Source organism: Sphingomonas sp. (genome assembly GCF_019635455.1).
Classification (GTDB): Bacteria; Pseudomonadota; Alphaproteobacteria; order Sphingomonadales; family Sphingomonadaceae; genus Sphingomonas.
The window spans coordinates 134,631-151,495 of sequence record NZ_JAHBZJ010000009.1 but is presented as its reverse complement, the minus strand read 5'-3'; the positions used below and the strand labels follow the sequence as shown (position 1 = coordinate 151,495).

The 16,865-nt window shown below is 66.1% G+C and carries 17 protein-coding genes and 1 tRNA gene; 4 read left to right on the top strand and 14 right to left on the bottom strand.

What is annotated here, in order from left to right; genetic code table 11:
• The first annotated feature begins 7 nt into the window (after window positions 1-7).
• Complete coding sequence (locus KF783_RS12160) at window positions 8-1,675, top strand: M1 family metallopeptidase (protein WP_294079706.1); 1,668 nt, start codon at window positions 8-10, stop codon at window positions 1,673-1,675.
• 10 nt (window positions 1,676-1,685) lie between these two features.
• On the opposite strand, the gene KF783_RS12155 is transcribed toward KF783_RS12160, so the two are convergent.
• The 6 genes from KF783_RS12155 to clpP all read right to left on the bottom strand — a co-directional run bounded on the left by KF783_RS12155 (window position 1,686) and on the right by clpP (window position 7,552).
• Window positions 1,686-2,537: a GGDEF domain-containing protein gene (locus tag KF783_RS12155; RefSeq protein ID WP_294079704.1), complete on the bottom strand. Its 852-nt coding sequence runs from the start codon at window positions 2,535-2,537 to the stop codon at window positions 1,686-1,688.
• A 76-nt stretch (window positions 2,538-2,613) separates the two neighbouring features.
• Complete coding sequence (locus KF783_RS12150; protein WP_294079702.1) at window positions 2,614-3,198, bottom strand: GNAT family N-acetyltransferase; 585 nt, start codon at window positions 3,196-3,198, stop codon at window positions 2,614-2,616.
• Window positions 3,191-4,123 carry a DUF808 domain-containing protein gene (locus tag KF783_RS12145; protein WP_294079700.1) on the bottom strand — a complete coding sequence of 311 codons (933 nt, stop codon included), beginning with the start codon at window positions 4,121-4,123 and terminating at the stop codon, window positions 3,191-3,193. Before KF783_RS12145 ends, KF783_RS12150 begins: the two co-directional genes overlap by 8 nt.
• 115 nt (window positions 4,124-4,238) lie before the next feature.
• On the bottom strand, window positions 4,239-5,339 hold the full coding sequence (locus KF783_RS12140; RefSeq protein ID WP_294079699.1) for an ionic transporter y4hA: 1,101 nt from the start codon (window positions 5,337-5,339) through the stop codon (window positions 4,239-4,241).
• A gap of 201 nt (window positions 5,340-5,540) precedes the next feature.
• Entirely contained in the window at window positions 5,541-6,809 is a 1,269-nt protein-coding gene (gene clpX, locus KF783_RS12135) for an ATP-dependent Clp protease ATP-binding subunit ClpX (protein WP_294079697.1), read from the bottom strand.
• 107 nt (window positions 6,810-6,916) lie between these two features.
• Window positions 6,917-7,552 (bottom strand): ATP-dependent Clp endopeptidase proteolytic subunit ClpP, encoded by a 636-nt coding sequence (clpP, locus tag KF783_RS12130; protein WP_294079695.1) that lies wholly within the window; start codon window positions 7,550-7,552, stop codon window positions 6,917-6,919.
• 199 nt (window positions 7,553-7,751) lie between these two features.
• On the opposite strand from clpP, the gene KF783_RS12125 reads away from it, so the two are divergent.
• Window positions 7,752-8,297, top strand: a complete 546-nt coding sequence (locus KF783_RS12125; RefSeq protein ID WP_294079693.1) for a hypothetical protein — start codon at window positions 7,752-7,754, stop codon at window positions 8,295-8,297.
• Window positions 8,298-8,304: 7 nt separating this feature from the next.
• Here the strand turns inward: KF783_RS12125 and KF783_RS12120 are convergent, their stop codons facing one another.
• From KF783_RS12120 to KF783_RS12110, 3 genes are all read right to left on the bottom strand, one after another.
• On the bottom strand, window positions 8,305-9,237 hold the full coding sequence (locus KF783_RS12120; protein ID WP_294079691.1) for a glycosyltransferase family 2 protein: 933 nt from the start codon (window positions 9,235-9,237) through the stop codon (window positions 8,305-8,307).
• Between the two features lie 192 nt (window positions 9,238-9,429).
• On the bottom strand, window positions 9,430-11,028 hold the full coding sequence (tig, locus tag KF783_RS12115; protein ID WP_294079689.1) for a trigger factor: 1,599 nt from the start codon (window positions 11,026-11,028) through the stop codon (window positions 9,430-9,432).
• A 70-nt stretch (window positions 11,029-11,098) separates the two neighbouring features.
• Window positions 11,099-11,183: transfer RNA gene (locus tag KF783_RS12110), tRNA-Leu, on the bottom strand.
• Between the two features lie 201 nt (window positions 11,184-11,384).
• On the opposite strand from KF783_RS12110, the gene KF783_RS12105 reads away from it, so the two are divergent.
• Entirely contained in the window at window positions 11,385-11,570 is a 186-nt protein-coding gene (locus KF783_RS12105; RefSeq protein WP_294079687.1) for a hypothetical protein, read from the top strand.
• A 4-nt stretch (window positions 11,571-11,574) separates the two neighbouring features.
• On the opposite strand, the gene KF783_RS12100 is transcribed toward KF783_RS12105, so the two are convergent.
• Together KF783_RS12100 and KF783_RS12095 are read right to left on the bottom strand one after the other, a co-directional pair.
• Window positions 11,575-12,441, bottom strand: a complete 867-nt coding sequence (locus KF783_RS12100; protein WP_294079686.1) for a hypothetical protein — start codon at window positions 12,439-12,441, stop codon at window positions 11,575-11,577.
• Window positions 12,438-13,073: a hypothetical protein gene (locus KF783_RS12095; RefSeq protein WP_294079685.1), complete on the bottom strand. Its 636-nt coding sequence runs from the start codon at window positions 13,071-13,073 to the stop codon at window positions 12,438-12,440. Before KF783_RS12095 ends, KF783_RS12100 begins: the two co-directional genes overlap by 4 nt.
• A gap of 146 nt (window positions 13,074-13,219) precedes the next feature.
• Between KF783_RS12095 and KF783_RS12090 the strand changes: the two genes are divergently transcribed.
• Window positions 13,220-13,414: a hypothetical protein gene (locus KF783_RS12090; protein WP_294079683.1), complete on the top strand. Its 195-nt coding sequence runs from the start codon at window positions 13,220-13,222 to the stop codon at window positions 13,412-13,414.
• Between the two features lie 30 nt (window positions 13,415-13,444).
• Here the strand turns inward: KF783_RS12090 and gatB are convergent, their stop codons facing one another.
• The 3 genes from gatB to gatC form a co-directional block, all read right to left on the bottom strand.
• Window positions 13,445-14,905: an Asp-tRNA(Asn)/Glu-tRNA(Gln) amidotransferase subunit GatB gene (gene gatB, locus KF783_RS12085; protein ID WP_294079681.1), complete on the bottom strand. Its 1,461-nt coding sequence runs from the start codon at window positions 14,903-14,905 to the stop codon at window positions 13,445-13,447.
• Window positions 14,906-15,056: 151 nt separating this feature from the next.
• Window positions 15,057-16,541 carry an Asp-tRNA(Asn)/Glu-tRNA(Gln) amidotransferase subunit GatA gene (gene gatA / locus KF783_RS12080; protein ID WP_294079679.1) on the bottom strand — a complete coding sequence of 495 codons (1,485 nt, stop codon included), beginning with the start codon at window positions 16,539-16,541 and terminating at the stop codon, window positions 15,057-15,059.
• Complete coding sequence (gene gatC / locus KF783_RS12075; RefSeq protein ID WP_294079677.1) at window positions 16,541-16,828, bottom strand: Asp-tRNA(Asn)/Glu-tRNA(Gln) amidotransferase subunit GatC; 288 nt, start codon at window positions 16,826-16,828, stop codon at window positions 16,541-16,543. The genes gatA and gatC overlap by 1 nt, the downstream gene beginning before the upstream one ends.
• Between the last annotated feature and the right edge of the window lie 37 nt (window positions 16,829-16,865).

Below are 16,865 nucleotides of genomic sequence, written 5' to 3'. Positions count from 1 at the left end.
TCACGTCTTGGCGCTGGCGCTCTGTTTCCTCGCGCCTCCCGCCTTCGCGCAAAAGGGGCTGCCGCCGATCACGGCGCTCACCGCACGGTCGGGCGGCGAGATCGATGCCGAGCGCGCGGCGCTGCGGCTCGAACAGGCCGATCTCGACATCCGGGTCGATCCGGCGCGCAAGTTCCTGTCCGGCATCGCCACGTTGCAGGTCACGACCGCGATCCGCCAGACCCGCCTGCTGATCGATCTCGACCGCAACTATACGGTCTCGGCGATCAGCATCGACGGCACCGCCCTCAAACCGGGCGCATGGTCGAACCCGGAGGGGCGCCTCGCCATCTCCCTTCCCCGCCCGATCGCGGCGGACGGTCGGGCGACGGTACGCATCACCTATGCGGGCAAGCCGCATGAGGCGGTGAACGCGCCATGGGATGACGGCATCGTGTGGTCGGAATGGGAGGGCAAGCCATGGGTCGCGACGACGGCGCAGGGCTATGGCTGCGACCTGTTCTGGCCGTGTCTCGACTTTCCGGCGGGCGAGGTCGGCCGCGTCCGCCTGAACATCGCCGCACCGCCGGGCGTGCAGGCGATCGCGAACGGCGTGTTCAGGGGGCAGACGCCGCTCGCCGATGGCTGGTCGCGCTGGAGCTGGGACGCACGGAACATCAACCCCTATCTCGTCGCGATCAATATCGGCCCCTATCGGGAGCTCAGTGCCGACTATGCCAGCCGCTTCGGCAACAAGGTGCCGATGCACCTGTGGTATCTGACGGGGAAGGATCGGCAGGCAAAGGGGCTGTTCGCCGAGTTCGCACCCACGCTCGACTTTTTCGAAGCGATGATCGGCCCCTTCCCCTTCGCCAGCGAAAAGCTGGGCGTGGTCGAAACGCCGCACATGGGCATGGAGCACCAGACGGTGAACGCCTATGGCAACAATTATCGCAAGGACGAGACCGGCTTCGACTGGCTGTTCCAGCACGAACTGGCGCACGAATGGTTCGGCAACCAGATGACGGCGGCGAACTGGGACGATTTCTGGCTCCACGAGGGCTATGCGCAATATATGCAGCCGCTCTATGGCCAGTGGCGCGAGGGCGAGGCGCGCTACGCCGCGATGATGGCGCAGCAGCGGCGCAACATCCTCAATCTGAAGCCGCTGGTTTCGGGCCGGGTGCGGACATCCGAAGACGTCTATCAGGCCGAACAGGGCGGGCCGGGCCAGGACATTTATTACAAGGGCGCCTGGGTTCTCCACACGCTGCGCTACCTGATCGGCGATGCGGCATTCTTCGACGCGACCCGACGCCTGGTTTACGGCCGCCCCGATCCAAGGCCGGGCAATTTCACGCCCCGCTTCGCCAGCACCCCCGAATTCGAGCGGTTGATGACAGAGGCCGCCGGCCGTGATCTCACCTGGTTCTTCAACGTCTATCTGCATCAGGCCGCGCTGCCCGATCTGGTCCAGACGCGCACGGGCGACCGGCTGACGCTGGAATGGCGGGCGCCCGGCGGCGCGCCCTTTCCGATGCCGATCGATATCGCGGTGGACGGGCGAACGCAGCGGCTGGCAATGACGGATGGCCGCGACAGCGTATCGGTGCCGGCCGATGCGCATGTGGTGATCGACCCGATGGCGCGCGTGCTGCGACGAAGCGAAGCGGTCGAGGCGATCTGGCGGCGATAGGCCTGCGGGTTCAGCCGACCCGCGCATGGGCGAATCCGACGCGTACCTGATCGCGCCCGCCGCGTTTCGCGGCATAGAGCGCCGCGTCGGCGCGCACCACCGCGGCCTCGATCTGGTCCCCATCCAGATCGACGACGCCGGCGGAGAAGGAAACACGCATCCCGTCCGGCCCCTCGATCGCGCCGGCGCCCAGGCGCCGGGTCAGCCGGTGAATGATTTCCGCCGCCTCACGCTCGCCGATGCCGGGAAAATAGACCACGAACTCCTCACCGCCCCAGCGCGCCACGACATCGTCACGCCGCACCCCACGCACCAGAAAGCCCGCGAATTCGCGCAACACCTGATCGCCGGCATCGTGGCCGTGCAGATCGTTGATCGTCTTGAACCAGTCGATATCGACGATCGCCACCGCCCCCGCGCCGGCCACCGCCGTCTGGGTCAGAAAGCCGCGCCGGTTCCATGTGCCGGTCAGCGGATCGTGATGCGCGGCCGAATCCAGCGTCGCGATCCGCGCCTGGGTCGCGACCGTCGCGCGATCGACCCCGGCGAGCAGGTCGCTGAGCATGTCGTTGCCCCGCACGGTCGCCAGCGCGGCAAGCTGATCGCGCTCCAGCGCCGCCACGGCGTTGGTCGCCATCCGCACCGGCGCCAGCATCCCGTCAATCGCGAACAGGGTGAACGCAGTGCCGATCAGCGTCGCCCCCAGCAATACCCAGACCGCTTCCCAATCGGCGGCGCCCGATCCGAACTGCCACGCCGCAAAGGCGAGCAGCGGCACATGCGTACCGACGAAGCAGATCGCGAACATCCGCATCCGCAGGCTTTCCGGAAACAGAAACCGCGTCGCCCGGTAAAACCGCAAAACCTGCCTCCCTCGTGCCACACGGCGCGACGCCGCTTCTGCGCGAAGGCGGTTAAGCGGTCGGAAAGCGGTCTGGTTAATCCTGTGGACGAAGCATCGACCAGAAACATGGGCCGTCGCCGGGAACCGACCACTGGCCGGTGACGCGAAATCCCAGCGTCTGGTAAAAGCCGACATTCCGCTCCGTCGCGGTTTCCAGATAGATGGGATGCCCGGCGGTCCGATCGATCCCCGCCTGGATCAGCTGACGGCCCAGCCCCTGGCCCTGGGCCGCCGGGTCGCACCCCGCGACGTGCAGATACCAGAAGGGCTGGGCGGGAAAATGCGCGTCGATCGCATCCCCCACCCGCTTGCCGCGCGGCAGGGCGCCGCCCAGCAGCCGCCATGCGCGCCAGATGCCCGACAGGCCGATCCGGCCCGGCTCGACCGCATGGCCCGGCGCGCGCCACAGCGTGGCGCCACGGCATCCCTCCGCGATGAGCCGCATGCCGGCCGTAGCATCCCGTTCGAAAAACGTGGCGAACAGCGGTGGCAGACGACGCGCACGTTCGACGGGATCGGGGAAAATGAACGAAAAGGCGGGATCGTCGGCAAATGCCCGCCCCAGCATCGCCGCGACCGCTTCGCGATCGACGTCGCGCGCCGGCCGTATGTCAGCCATGGTCCGCAGCGCCCTCTCGCATGTGGAGCAACGGCGCGAGGGCAAGCACCAGCACCGCGCCGACGGCCAGCCCGACCAGCCCGGCGCAGACCGCACCGACCAGCCACCCCGCAATCCCGCCCCCGACGGCATCGGCAAGATGATGAACGGTCATCGCCGGCCAATGCCAGCCAAGCACCTCCACCCCGTGCAGCAGGATGCCGCCGCCGACCCACAACATCGCGACCGTGCCGATCCGGCTGAGGGCGTTCATCACCACCGGCATGCCCTTGACCAGCGCCCGCCCGACGCGCGTCGCCAACCGGCTGTCGCGCTTCGCCAGGTGCAGGCCGATATCGTCCATCTTCACGATCAGCGCGACCACCCCATAGACCGCGACCGTCAGCGCGATCCCGACCAGCGCGAGCACCGCGGCGCGGGTCAGCAACGGCTCCTGCGCGACATCGGCCAGCGTGATCGCCATGATCTCTGCCGACAGGATCAGGTCGGTGCGAATCGCGCCCGTCACCTTGGCCGCTTCGAGGTGCGCGGGGTCGCCGATCGCCTCTTCCGCCCTTTCCCCGCCATGGCCGCTGATCGCCTCGACGATCTTTTCCGCCCCCTCAAAGGACAGATAGGCGCCACCGCACATCAGGATCGGCGTGATCGCCCAGGGCGCGAGCCAGCTGAGCAGCAGCGCGGCCGGCAGCAGGATCAACAGCTTGTTGCGGAGCGATCCGAGCGTGATTTTCCAGATGATCGGCAGCTCGCGCTGCGGCGACAGGCCCGTCACATATCCCGGGGTGACCGCCGCATCGTCGATCACCACCCCGGCCGCCTTGCCCCCGGCACGCCCGGCCGCCGCGCCGACATCGTCGATCGACGCCGCCGCCAGCCGGGTCAGCCCGGCAACGTCGTCGAGCAATGCGACGAGACCTGATGGCATCAGCAGCGATCCTGGGTGACGAAGGGGCGGAAAAGCGTCAACGGAACCTCGTTCGATGGATTGTGCCGATGGCATAGCGACGAAGCGCGATCCCGCAAATGCCGGGCATGGCTGCCTATGGCACGATCGTCGTGAAGAGATAGACCGCGAACAGCACGAGGTGGACGACGCCCTGCAACACCGTCGTCCGGCCGGTCCCCAGCGACAGCGTCGCGACCAGCAGCGACAGCGCGAGCAGCGTCAATCCCTTCGCATCGACGCCCAGCGACAGCGGCAGGCCGAGCATCAGCGAAACCACCGCGACCGCCGGGATCGTCAGGCCGATCGTGGCCAGTGCCGATCCGAGCGCGAGGTTGAGGCTGGTCTGAAGCCGGTTGCGCCGCGCCGCCTTGACCGCCGCAAGGCTTTCCGGAGCGAGGACGAGGCCGGCGATCGCCACCCCGACCAGCGCGATCGGCAGGCCGGCCGAGAGCACCGCGGATTCGAGTGCCGGCGCCAGCGTCTTGGCCAGCAGCACGACCCCAACCAGTGCGACGAGCAGAAAGCCGAACGCGATCCAGCTCTCCCGCACCGTCGGCGGCGCGGCATGCGCGTCGGCGGGAAGATCGCCCTCCCCGTCCGGAAGGAAATAGTGGCGGTGCCGGACCGCCTGAACCAGCACGAACGTACCGTACAGCACCAGCGAGACCGTCGCGACGAACGCGAGCTGGGACGGCGCATAATAGGGGCCGGCAACGCTCGACGTGTAATTCGGCAGTACGAGCGAGAGCACCGACATCGCGGCCAGCACGCACAGCGCCGCGCTGACCCCGCGCAGGACGAAGCGTTGCTCATGATGCCGCATCGCCCCGACCAGCAGGCACAGGCCGACGATGAAATTGAGGATGATCATGATCGCGGCGAACACCGTGTCGCGCGCGAGTGCCGACGCGTCGCCCGAATCGGACAGCATCAATGACACGATCAGCGACACCTCGATCACCGTGACCGATACCGCAAGCACCAGCGTGCCGAACGGCTCACCCACGCGGTGCGCCACCACCTCGGCATGGTGGACCGCAGCGATCACGCACCCGCCGAGCAGGATCGCCGCAACCGCGATCCCGCCCGGCCCCATCTTCGCGAGCGAGAGCAGGACCGCCAGCACGCCGAGAACCGGAAAGGCGAGCGACCAGCGCGGCAATGCTTGCGCAACCGCCGGTGCCGCTGCCGGCATCGATGCCGCTTTTCGATCCCGGCCTTCCGCCACGCGCAAACTCCCTCAGGTGAACCGTGCCGCCAGCCTAACCCGGGCCACGTCGAAAGGTCGAGCATCCTCGACGAAAAACGCCGCACGACCGGATGCTCCCCACCCCGGTCCAACGAAAACGGGCGCCGGTTGCCCGACGCCCGCTATCGGGTTTGACGCGGTGACGCGTCAGGCGGCGTCGCCGGCTCCCGCCTTTTTCTTTTCGGCATAGACGCGGACGGGTTCCTTCCGGCCCTCCACCACGTCCTTGTCGATCATCACCTCGTCCACCCCGTCCATGCTGGGCAGGTCGAACATCGTGTCGAGCAGAATGCCTTCAAGGATCGAACGCAGGCCGCGCGCGCCGGTCTTGCGCTCGATCGCCTTTTTCGAGACCGCGACGAGTGCATCGTCGGTAAAGCCCAGCTTCACATTCTCCATCTCGAACAGCTTCTGATACTGTTTCACCAGCGCGTTCTTCGGCTCGGTCAGGATCTTGACCAGCGCGTCGATGTCGAGATCCTCCAGCGTCGCGACGACGGGCAGGCGGCCGACAAATTCGGGGATGAGCCCGAATTTGAGCAGATCCTCCGGCTCGGTCTGGCGCAGCACCTCGCCGGTGCGGCGTTCCTCCGGCGCGGCGACATAGGCGCCGAACCCGATCGACTTGCCCTGAAGGCGGTCGCCGATGATCTTTTCAAGGCCCGAGAACGCACCGCCACAGATGAACAGGATGTTGGTCGTATCGACCTGGAGGAATTCCTGCTGCGGATGCTTGCGCCCGCCCTGCGGCGGCACCGACGCGGTGGTGCCTTCCATCAGCTTCAGCAGCGCCTGCTGCACGCCCTCGCCGCTCACATCGCGCGTGATCGACGGGTTTTCGGCCTTGCGGCTGATCTTGTCGATCTCGTCGATATAGACGATGCCGCGCTGCGCCCGCTCGACATTATAGTCCGATGCCTGAAGCAGCTTGAGGATGATGTTCTCGACATCCTCGCCGACATAGCCGGCTTCGGTCAGCGTCGTCGCATCGGCCATCGTGAACGGCACATCGAGGATGCGCGCCAGCGTCTGCGCCAGCAGCGTCTTGCCGCAGCCGGTGGGGCCGACCAGCAGGATGTTCGACTTGGCCAGTTCGACGTCCGCGCCCTTGGCGCCGTGGTTGAGCCGCTTGTAATGGTTATGGACCGCGACCGACAGCACGCGCTTCGCCTGCTTCTGTCCCACGACATAATCGTCGAGCACATCGCAGATTTCCTGCGGAGTGGGAACGCCGCCATCCTTCTTGCTGACCAGCGCCGACTTCGTCTCCTCGCGGATGATGTCGTTGCACAGTTCGACGCACTCGTCACAGATGAACACCGTCGGGCCGGCGATGAGCTTACGCACCTCATGCTGCGACTTGCCGCAGAAAGAGCAGTAGAGCGTGCTTTTTGAATCGCCGCTGAGCTTCGTCATTCAGTCATCCTTTGCGTGCCGGGCCGTTACGCAGCCCGGCATCCTACACCCGGGAATCGCCCCGGCAATCCATAAACGCCCTTAACCGATCAAGGGTGAGCGTCAGATTAAGCCGCCCCGCCCTCGCTGTCAGCCGGTTGCGGGCGCTTTTCATACACTTCATCGACCAGACCGAACGCCTTGGCTTCATCGGCCTCCAGGAAGGTGTCGCGATCCATCGCCGCCTCGATCTTTTCGAGCGGCTGGCCGGTATATTTGACATACAGGTCGTTCATCCGGCGCTTGATGCGCAGGATTTCCTTGGCCTGGATCTCGATATCGCTGGCCATGCCCTGCGCCCCGCCCGACGGCTGGTGGATCATGATCCGCGCGTTGGTGAGCGCGACGCGCAGGCCCGGCTCACCGGCGGCGAGCAGGAAGCTGCCCATCGACGCGGCCTGGCCGATGCACACCGTGCCGACGCGCGGACGAATATACTGCATCGTATCGTGGATCGCCATGCCGGCGGTCACCACGCCGCCCGGCGAGTTGATGTACATCCAGATGTCTTTCTTCGGGTTCTCCGATTCGAGGAACAGTAGCTGCGCGGTGATCAGCGACGCCATATGGTCCTCGACCGGCCCGGTCACGAACACGATCCGCTCGCGCAGCAGGCGCGAATAGATGTCGAAGCTGCGTTCGCCGCGGCTCGATTGTTCGATGACGATGGGGACCAGGCCACCGGTGACGGGATCGACGGTCATTTGGCCGGAAAGGGGATGCATGTTCGGGAATCTCGTTCGTTCGTTTTTGCCCGGGGACTATTTCGGCGCTCCGCCTGCCCGGCGCAAGGGGGGAAGGCGGTGAACGGAAAGGGTTAGGAACGCGGCCCCTCGCGAAACCGAATATGAAGGGTTTGCGGTCATGGTTGCGACAACGCTAGGCAAGTCGAAGGAAGCGCGCATGCCCCGGAAGATGCGGACGGGAACGAAATTTGCGACGATCTACGCGATTCTGGCGATATTGAGCATCGCCCCGCTGTTCGTCGCCGGCGGCGCGAGCAACGTCGCGTTCGGCCTTGCCATGGTGCTGGCGATCGCGCTGATCCCGGTGACCGCGATCGTCATGGCGATGGCCCCGCTTTTTCGGCGTGCGCAGCCCGCTGCCGCAACAGCGCCAACGGCTTCGACCACGGGCGCATCGACGCCGGTGGTCGAGCGCGATCATTTCGAATTCGCCTTTGACGGCCGTACCGGCTTCGATTCGCGTCAGGCGGTGGCGCAATTGTCGGCAAAACTCGATTCGCTCGACATCGCGCACCGCTTCAACGGTGAGATCGCGGTCGAGGATGGCGACGTCCGCTGGCGGGTCGCGCCCGTCCCCGGCACGCTGCGCATCCGCGGCTGGGTCGAGGCGCCCGACGCCGAAAGCCGCACGATGATCGAGGCGGCGATCGAGGAGTTTTTGAGCGAGGAACTGGGAATCCGGCTGGAGCGGATGGCGGCCTGACCAGCCGTCAGCGCAGCGGCCCCGGCTGCGCCAGATAGGCGAGCCGGCGCACCTCACGACGCCCGCGAACGACCGTGTCGAGGATCAGGCCGGCGAACAGGCCGAGCGCCGAAAGGATCACCAGCCCGGTCGCCAGGATCGCCGTCGGAACGCGCGGCACCAGCCCGGTATGCGCATAGGTGATCGCAAGCGGCACCGCGAGGACCACCGCCAGCGCCGCGAGCATCGCCGCCAGCGTACCGAAAAACAGCAGCGGCTTTTCGATGCGATAGAGCGTCAGGATGGTCCGGGCGATGCGCAATCCGTCGCGATAGGTCGAAAGTTTCGATTCCGATCCCTCGATCCGGGCGAGATATCGCGTCTCCACCTCTCCCACCGGCATCTTGAGTTCGAGCGCGTGGACGCTGATTTCGGTTTCGATCTCGAACCCGGCGGAGAGCACCGGAAAGCTCTTCACGAAGCGCCGCGAAAATACCCGATAGCCGGAAAAGATATCCGTAAAGCTGCGCCCGAACAGACCGGCGAGCAGCCCGGTCATCGCCCGGTTGCCCAGAACATGCCCCCGGCGATACGCCTCGGCAGCCTCATGCACGCGGGTGCCGACCACCATGTCCAGGCCGTCCGCCAGCATCTTTTCGATCATCGCCGGCGCCGCGCCGGCGTCGTAGGTGGCGTCGCCATCGGCCATCACATAAATGTCGGCTTCAACATCCGCGAACATGCGGCGCACGACATTGCCCTTGCCCTGCATCCGTTCGGTCCGAACGATCGCGCCCGCATCCCGCGCGACGGCGACCGTGCGGTCACGACTGTTATTGTCATAGACATAGATGGCGCCATCGGGGAGCGCGGCGCGAAAGGCCGCGACCGTCTGCGCGATCGCGGCTTCCTCATTATAACAGGGCAGGATCACTGCGATGCGTGGGCGTTCAGCGGTCAAGTCCCCATCCCCACTTCGTCCCCCCGGCCGGGCGCCGGGCTCCACCGGGAGGCAAGCGCGACGCGGGAGCCTCTTTCACCCTGTGTGCGACACCCCGCCCCCCGGAACAAGTCCGGGGCGACGCGCGGCGCGCATAGCGGCGACCCGCCGCGTTCCCCGGCACGCGACCGGGGAGACGGCGGCGGCGCGGCCTCAGTCCGCCTTCTTCTTGGCGGGGGCCTTCTTCTTCGGTGCGGGCTCCGCATCGTCGGCCTTCGCGGCCTTCTTTGCAGGGGCCTTCTTCGCCGGCGCTTCGGCAGCATCGGCCTTCGCGTCGTCCTTCTTGGCGGCGGGCTTCTTCGCCGGCTTCGGCGCGTCCGCTACCGCTTCGTCCGCCTTCTTGGCCTTGGCCTTCTTGGCCGGCTTATGGTCGTGGTCGTGGTCATGGTCGCAATCCGGGCCATGCACGTGCGGCACCGCACCCTCTTCGCTCTCGATCGCGGCTTCCAGTTCCTCGCGCGTGACTTCGCGCTCGGTCACCTCGGCCTTGTCGAACAGGAAATCGACGACCTTGTCCTCATACAGCGGGGCGCGCAGCTGGGCAGCCGCCATCGGCTCCTGCTGGATATACTGGACGAACCGCTGCTGGTCCTCGGGGCGATATTGCTGGGCGGCCTGGGCGATCAGGCGGTTCATTTCCGCCTGCGTCACCTCGACGCCGTTCGCCTGTCCGATTTCCGACAGCAACAGGCCCAGGCGCACGCGGCGCTCGGCGATCGCGTGATAATCGTCGCGCTCGGTCTCCAGCTCCTTCTTCGCCGCCTCGGGGTCTTCCTCGTGGCTGGCCTCGTGCTGGAGCTGCGACCAGATCTGGTTGAACTCCGCCTCAACCATCGACGGCGGAACCGGGAAGTCATGGCCGGCGGCCAGCTGGTCGAGCAGCTTGCGCTTCATATGGGTGCGGGTCAGCCCGCCGGTCTCGTTCTCAAGCTGGCCCTTCAGGATGTCGCGCAGCTGATCGAGGCTCTCCAGCCCCAGATTCTTCGCGAAATCCTCATCGATCTTGCTCTCGCCGGCGACCTTCACCGACTTGATCTTGAGGTCGAACGTCGCCGGCTTGCCGGCCAGCGTATCGACACCATAATCCTCGGGAAAATTGACCTCGATCTGGGTTTCGTCGCCGGCCTTCACGCCGACCAGCTGGTCCTCGAATCCCGGGATCAGCCGGCCCGATCCGATCTCGATCGCCATGTCTTCGCCCGTGCCGCCGTCGAACGCGACGCCATCGACCTTGCCGACGAAGTCCATCGTGACCTGGTCGCCCTGCTTCGCCTTGTGCTTGGCCGGGGCGTCTTCCCACGCCTTTTGCTGATCGGCGATCTGCTTGAGCTGGCTGTCGATGGCGTCATCGGCGACCGGGACCACCAGCCGCTCCAGCTTGATCCCCTCGATCGAGGGGGTCGGCACGTCGGGCAGCACTTCCAGCTCGACCTTGACGTCGGCGTCCTTGCCCGGCTCGAAATCGCCGTCCAGGCTGACCGAGGGCTGCATCGCGGGGCGCAGCTTGTGGTCGGCGAGCAGCTTCTGCACGCCTTCCTGAATCGTCGTGTTGAGCGCATCCTGGGTCAGCGCATCGCCGTGCATCTTGCGGATCAGGTTCGCCGGCACCTTGCCGGGGCGAAAGCCGGGCATGCGGATCGTCGGGGCGACGCGCTTGACCTCGGCATCGACGCGGCTGTCGATATCCTTGGCGGTGATCTTCAGGGTGTAGGCGCGCTTGAGGCCTTCGTTCAACGTCTCGACAGTCTGCATTTCAATCGGGCTTCCTGCTCTGGAAGTGGAATCGGGATCGCGGCGTCCCCATTTGCGCCGGGCGGCGGACTGGTGCGGGCGAAGGGACTCGAACCCCCACATCTTGCGATACTGGAACCTAAATCCAGCGCGTCTACCAGTTCCGCCACGCCCGCATTCATGGGACACCGCAGGTCGGGCGCGTCTATAGCAAGGGTGGGGTCCGGGGCAAGCCGCGATGCGCACTGCCCCTTCGGACATTTTCAGGCGGGTCGTGCGCAGGGCGGATCAGCCGCGCCCAGCACCGTCAGCATGCCGATCAACCGAACGATGAACCGTCGCCGCGCCGGCGCGTTGGACCGGGTGAAGGAGTTTCCATGCCCGTCGAACCGCCCATCCCCGCCGAACCGACCGTCCCACCGCCCGAAGCGCCGCCCGCGCCACAGCCAGGCCAGCCCGCCCCCGCCACGCCGGAGGTGCAGCCTCCACCCCCCGATATCGACGTTCCCGCCCCGCAACCGGGGACGCAACCGCCCGCAACCCCGGTCCAGCCGGTGGCATAGGGGGTCAGTTGCCGGCAGTCAGATCCACGATCCGGTCCCTGTCATACCGCATCACGCCTGGGATTTCCGGAAACCGGCCGATCGCCAGCCCGAAATAGTTCGGCAATTTGCCGACCGGGCGCAGGACGGCGGGGACGATCGTATAGTTGGCGAGCCGCGGGTCGGCGCCCGTTCCGGCGACCGCCGGTTTGAACTCGAGCGCCGGCGGCGCCGGCTGCGAACTGTCTCCCGGCGCGCGCCCTGGCACGTCGCGCGCGCCGAACCGGCCAAGGTCGGTGATCTGGCCCGCCTTCGCCTCGAACTTGATGCTCCCCATGCAGAAACAGTTGCCGTACACGGCGCCGTTCGGCATGACGCTCATCATTCCGTAGACGCGATACGTGCCGGGGGTCATCGCCTGAAGATAGGTCGAAACCTTTTCGCCCTCGCTCGACTTGGCGAACCGGTTCATCGGACCGATCGACACCCCGGTCAGCAGCCCGAACGGCGTGAATTCGAAGTTCGCTTCGGTCGGCTCGACCGGCTTGACCGGAAGTTCGGGGCGCGGCTGTCCCTTCGGCGTCTTGTCGTACGCCGCCTTGTCGCGTTCATATGCGGCCAGCTTCTTCACATATTTCGCGCGCGCCTCAACCAGTGCCTCGCCACGAAGCCGGTCATAGCTCTGCTGGTCCTCGGCACTCGGCACGCGCATCAGATGCAGCGGCACCGCCGCGTCGGAACGCACCATCACATAGGCTTTGGCGGGATCCAGGGCGACGGCGGGGGCATCCTTCACCACCGCCGTCTCGACGAAGACGACCTTCTCCTTCTTGGCGAATGCCGGCGTGACACCGGCCGCAAGCGCGATCGCCAGGGCGAAAACCGCCTTCACAGGCCCAGTTCCTTGCCCTGAGGCGCGGCGGCGGACGCCACCAGCGCCTGACGCTTGAGATAGTCGAATCGACGCGACTCGGGCATGTCGGAAAGACCTTCCTCGAAATTGAATGCTTCCCACAGGCTCTTCTTCAGCCCGTAGCGCTGATAGCCCTTGAAGTTCATGCACTGGCGCATGTTCACGCGGCGCAGGCGCCGCTTCTCCGCCGAACCGAAAATCGCCATCGCCATCGCCGTTCCGATCGCGCTGCCGACCGCCCCCGCCATCGTGCCGGCATAGGGATAGGGCGTCTGGGCATAGCCGATCCCGCTCGCCAGCCCGCGCGCGTAGCCGTCGCATTCGACGATATCGCGGTATGCATCCGAATAGGTCACGCCCGTTCGGCGGAAATAGAAATATTTATCGTAGCTCGCCTCGTCTTCCGGCGTGGCGGCAAAGGCGAGCGCCGGCATTTCCACTTTCGCCGCATCGGCGTCCGACACCTCGACCTCGCCGAACGGTGACGCGCTGTCGTGCAGGTAGGGCGCACCGGAAGCCGCTCGATCCTGTGCGGCGGTGACGCCGGGCAGCGTCAGCGACGCGATAACGAGCACCGCGCACGCGCGGCGCGTCCAGACCATATAGTTCATGAATTTCCCCCGCACTTTCAAACCCTTTGGGCGAATCGGCCCGCCGGTTTCCCCTCATCCAACGCATATCGCGCCGCCGACGCCGCACAAGCGGTTTTGCGGACCCGCCATGCCCCTGGGGCGTTGATGTGGAAAGGAGAACCATGATGCGCGTCAAAGACGGCAACGCCCCCCGCAAGGGCGCAGATCGAGCCCGCGCGGACATCGACCGGTCGATCAGTGGAGATACCCCTGACATGCAACATCTGGACGAATCGATCGGCGGCGTTGCGCCCCTCGGCCCCGAAGACGCGAAAGACCCGGCTGGAGAGACCAGAGGTACAACAGAATCCGGACGGTGAACTGGTCGTCAGCCCCCGCCGGCGCGTGGCCTATCCGGCCAGCGCCTTCTTCAACAGTTCGTTGACGACCGCCGGGTTCGCCTTGCCGCCCATCGCCTTCATCGTCTGACCGACGAAAAAGCCGAACAGTTGCTCCTTGCCGCCGCGATACTGCTCCAGCTGGCCGGGGTTTTTCGCCAGCACGTCGGCGATCACCGCCTCGATCGCGCCGGTGTCGCTGGTCTGCTTGAGGCCCCGTTCCTCGACGATTTTCGCCGGGCCGTCGCCGGTTTCGAGCATGATCTCGAACACCTGTTTGGCAAGGCTGCCCGACAGCGTGCCGTCCGCGACCAGGGCGAGCAGCTCGGCCGCCTGTCCGGGGGACACGGGGCTGTCGCCAATGTCCCTGCCCAGACGGTTGAGCGCGCCGAACAATTCCGACGTGACCCAGTTCGACGCGGCGGCGCCCTTCGCGCCCGCGTCCAGCAGCGCGTCGAAATAGCGCGCCGTCTCGACCTCCGCGGTCAGCACGCCGGCATTATAGGGCGTCACCCCGGCGGCGATATAGCGCGCGCGCTTGGCGTCGGGCAGCTCCGGCAGCGAGGCGCGGCATTCGTCGAGGAACGCGTCGTCCAGTTCCAGCGGGAGCAGATCGGGGTCGGGGAAGTAGCGATAATCATGCGCATCCTCCTTCGACCGCATCGACCGCGTTTCGCCCTTGTCCGGATCGAACAGGCGGGTTTCCTGGACGATCCGCCCGCCACCCTCGATCACGTCGATCTGGCGCAGCGCCTCATGCTCGATCGCCTGCATCACGAAACGGACCGAGTTCACGTTCTTGGTCTCGGTACGGGTGCCAAACGCGTCGCCGGGCTTGCGGACGCTGACGTTGACGTCGGCGCGCATCGACCCCTGGTCCATATTGCCGTCACACGAGCCGACATAGCGGAGAATCGATCGCAACTTCGAGAGATAAGCCCCTGCTTCGGCGGGCGAACGCATGTCGGGCTTGCTGACGATCTCCATCAGCGCGACGCCCGACCGGTTGAGGTCGACATAGGAGCGCGTCGGATGCTGGTCGTGCATCAGCTTGCCGGCATCCTGCTCGACATGGATGCGTTCGACCCCGATCGACTTGGTTTCGCCATCGACATCGATCTCGACCGCGCCCTCACCCACCAGCGGGTGATAGAGCTGGCTGATCTGATATCCCTGCGGCAGATCGGCGTAGAAATAATTCTTGCGGTCGAACCGCGACCATTTGTTGATCTGCGCGTCGATCGCCATGCCGGTGCGCACCGCCTGGCGGATGCATTCGCGGTTCGGGACCGGAAGCATGCCCGGCATCGCCGCGTCGACCAGGCTGACCTGGGTGTTCGGCTCGGCCCCGAACGCGGTCGCCGCGCCCGAGAACAGCTTGGCGTTGGACGTGACCTGCGCGTGGACCTCGAGGCCGATCACGACCTCCCACTCACCGGTTTCGCCTTTGATGCGGTATGCGGATTCGCTCATTTCTTTACCTTCGTGCGGCGACGGGCTCGCTTTGAAAGCTGCTCGCCCGATGCCACGTGAATTCTACGTTTCCGGCCGAGCTTCTTGTCCAGCCAGTCTCGAACACCAATCACAATTTCCTGCTGAATGAGATCAGACAGGAAATCGCCTATCACCACCATTGCTCCGGTCGCGCGGTGAAGCCCGCGCGCTGCTCCAACGCCAGCGAGGCATTCAGTACACCCTGTTCATCCAGCGGCTTGCCGATGATCTGCAACCCCAGCGGCAGGCCCGCCGCATCCAGCCCACCCGGCACCGACATCGCCGGGATGCCCGCGAGGCTCGACGGCACGGTGAAAACGTCGTTCAAATACATCGCCAGCGGATCCGCCGACTTCTCGCCCAGCGCGAATGCCGCAGACGGCGCGGTCGGCGTCAGCAACAGGTCGCATTCGCCCCACGCATTCTCGAAATCGCGGGCGATCAGCGTCCGGACCTTTTGCGCCTGGGTGTAATAGGCGTCGTAGAAGCCCGCCGAGAGCACATAGGTGCCGATCAGGATGCGCCGCTGCACCTCCGGCCCGAACCCAGCGGCGCGGGTCGCCGCGTACATTTCCTGAAGGTTGGCGCCATCGGGCAGCTCACGCTGGCCGTAACGGACGCCGTCATAACGGGCGAGGTTGGACGACGCCTCGGCCGGCGCGATGATGTAATAGGCCGGAAGCGCATATCTGGTGTGGGGCAGCGACACCTCGACGATCTCCGCGCCCGCATCCTTCAGCCAGTCGATCCCCTGCCGCCACAGCGCGTCGATCTCGGCCGGCATGTTATCGACGCGATATTCGCGCGGGATACCGATGCGCTTGCCGCGCAGGTCGGACGACAGCGCCGCCTCCCAATTGGGAACCGGCAGGTCGAGCGAGGTCGAATCCTTGGCGTCGAACCCGCTCATCGCTTCCAGCATGATCGCGCAGTCGCGCACGTCGCGCGCCATCGGCCCGGCCTGGTCCAGCGAACTGGCAAAGGCGACGATGCCCCAGCGCGAACAGCGGCCATAGGTCGGCTTGATGCCGGAGATGCCGGTAAAGGCGGCCGGCTGGCGGATCGATCCGCCGGTGTCGGTCCCGGTCGCCGCCGGGCAAAGCCGCGCGGCGATTGCCGACGAACTGCCGCCCGACGATCCGCCCGGGGCCAGCGGCGCGTTGCCACCATCATTGCGCCGCCAGGGCGAGATGACGTTGCCGAAATAACTCGTCTCGTTCGACGACCCCATCGCGAACTGGTCGAGATTGAGTTTGCCGAGCATGCCCGCGCCCGCGTCCCACAATTTCTGCGAGACGGTCGATTCATAGACCGGGGTAAACCCCTCCAGCATGTGGCTGGCCGCCGTGGTCTGCACGCCCTTGGTACAGAACAGGTCCTTCATGCCGATCGGGACGCCGGCGAGCGGTTTCATCGCCTCGCCTGCCGCGCGCGCCGCATCGGCGGCCTTCGCCGCCGCGATCGCATGGTCCGGCGTCTCGACGATGAACGCGTTGAGCTGCTTCGCCGCCGCGACCCTGGTCACGAACGCGTCGGCGACCTCGACGGCGGTAAACTCGCCGGACCGGATCCCGTCGCGCAGCGCGGCGACGCCAAGGGCGGTAAGATCAGCCATTATTCGATCACCTTCGGCACGGTGAAGAAGCCATGTTCGGCGAGCGGCGCGTTGGCCAGCACCGCATCGCGCATGTCGCCATCGTTCACCACATCGTCGCGCAGCCGCTGAATATTGGGGATGACGGCGGTCGTCGGCTCGACGCCGGTCGTATCGACCTCGCCCAACTGCTCGATCCAGCCGAGGATATTGTTGAGTTCGGGCGTCAGGCGCTCGGCATCCTCATCGCTGATCGCGATGCGCGCGAGCGACGCGACCTTCTTCACGGTGTCTTTGGTGACGGACATGGACGCGCGCCTAGCAGCGAGGGAGGCGGTGGAGCAA

Bases quoted from the DNA above. Each gene is read 5' to 3' on its own strand.
- KF783_RS12150 (WP_294079702.1), bottom strand. From the start codon at position 3,198: ATGGCTGACATACGGCCGGCGCGCGACGTCGATCGCGAAGCGGTCGCG.
- KF783_RS12145 (WP_294079700.1), bottom strand. From the start codon at position 4,123: ATGCCATCAGGTCTCGTCGCATTGCTCGACGACGTTGCCGGGCTGACC.
- KF783_RS12140 (WP_294079699.1), bottom strand. From the start codon at position 5,339: ATGCCGGCAGCGGCACCGGCGGTTGCGCAAGCATTGCCGCGCTGGTCG.
- clpX (WP_294079697.1), bottom strand. From the start codon at position 6,809: ATGACGAAGCTCAGCGGCGATTCAAAAAGCACGCTCTACTGCTCTTTC.
- clpP (WP_294079695.1), bottom strand. From the start codon at position 7,552: ATGACCGTCGATCCCGTCACCGGTGGCCTGGTCCCCATCGTCATCGAA.
- KF783_RS12125 (WP_294079693.1), top strand. From the start codon at position 7,752: ATGCCCCGGAAGATGCGGACGGGAACGAAATTTGCGACGATCTACGCG.
- tig (WP_294079689.1), bottom strand. From the start codon at position 11,028: ATGCAGACTGTCGAGACGTTGAACGAAGGCCTCAAGCGCGCCTACACC.
- KF783_RS12105 (WP_294079687.1), top strand. From the start codon at position 11,385: ATGCCCGTCGAACCGCCCATCCCCGCCGAACCGACCGTCCCACCGCCC.
- KF783_RS12095 (WP_294079685.1), bottom strand. From the start codon at position 13,073: ATGAACTATATGGTCTGGACGCGCCGCGCGTGCGCGGTGCTCGTTATC.
- KF783_RS12090 (WP_294079683.1), top strand. From the start codon at position 13,220: ATGCGCGTCAAAGACGGCAACGCCCCCCGCAAGGGCGCAGATCGAGCC.
- gatB (WP_294079681.1), bottom strand. From the start codon at position 14,905: ATGAGCGAATCCGCATACCGCATCAAAGGCGAAACCGGTGAGTGGGAG.
- gatA (WP_294079679.1), bottom strand. From the start codon at position 16,541: ATGGCTGATCTTACCGCCCTTGGCGTCGCCGCGCTGCGCGACGGGATC.
- gatC (WP_294079677.1), bottom strand. From the start codon at position 16,828: ATGTCCGTCACCAAAGACACCGTGAAGAAGGTCGCGTCGCTCGCGCGC.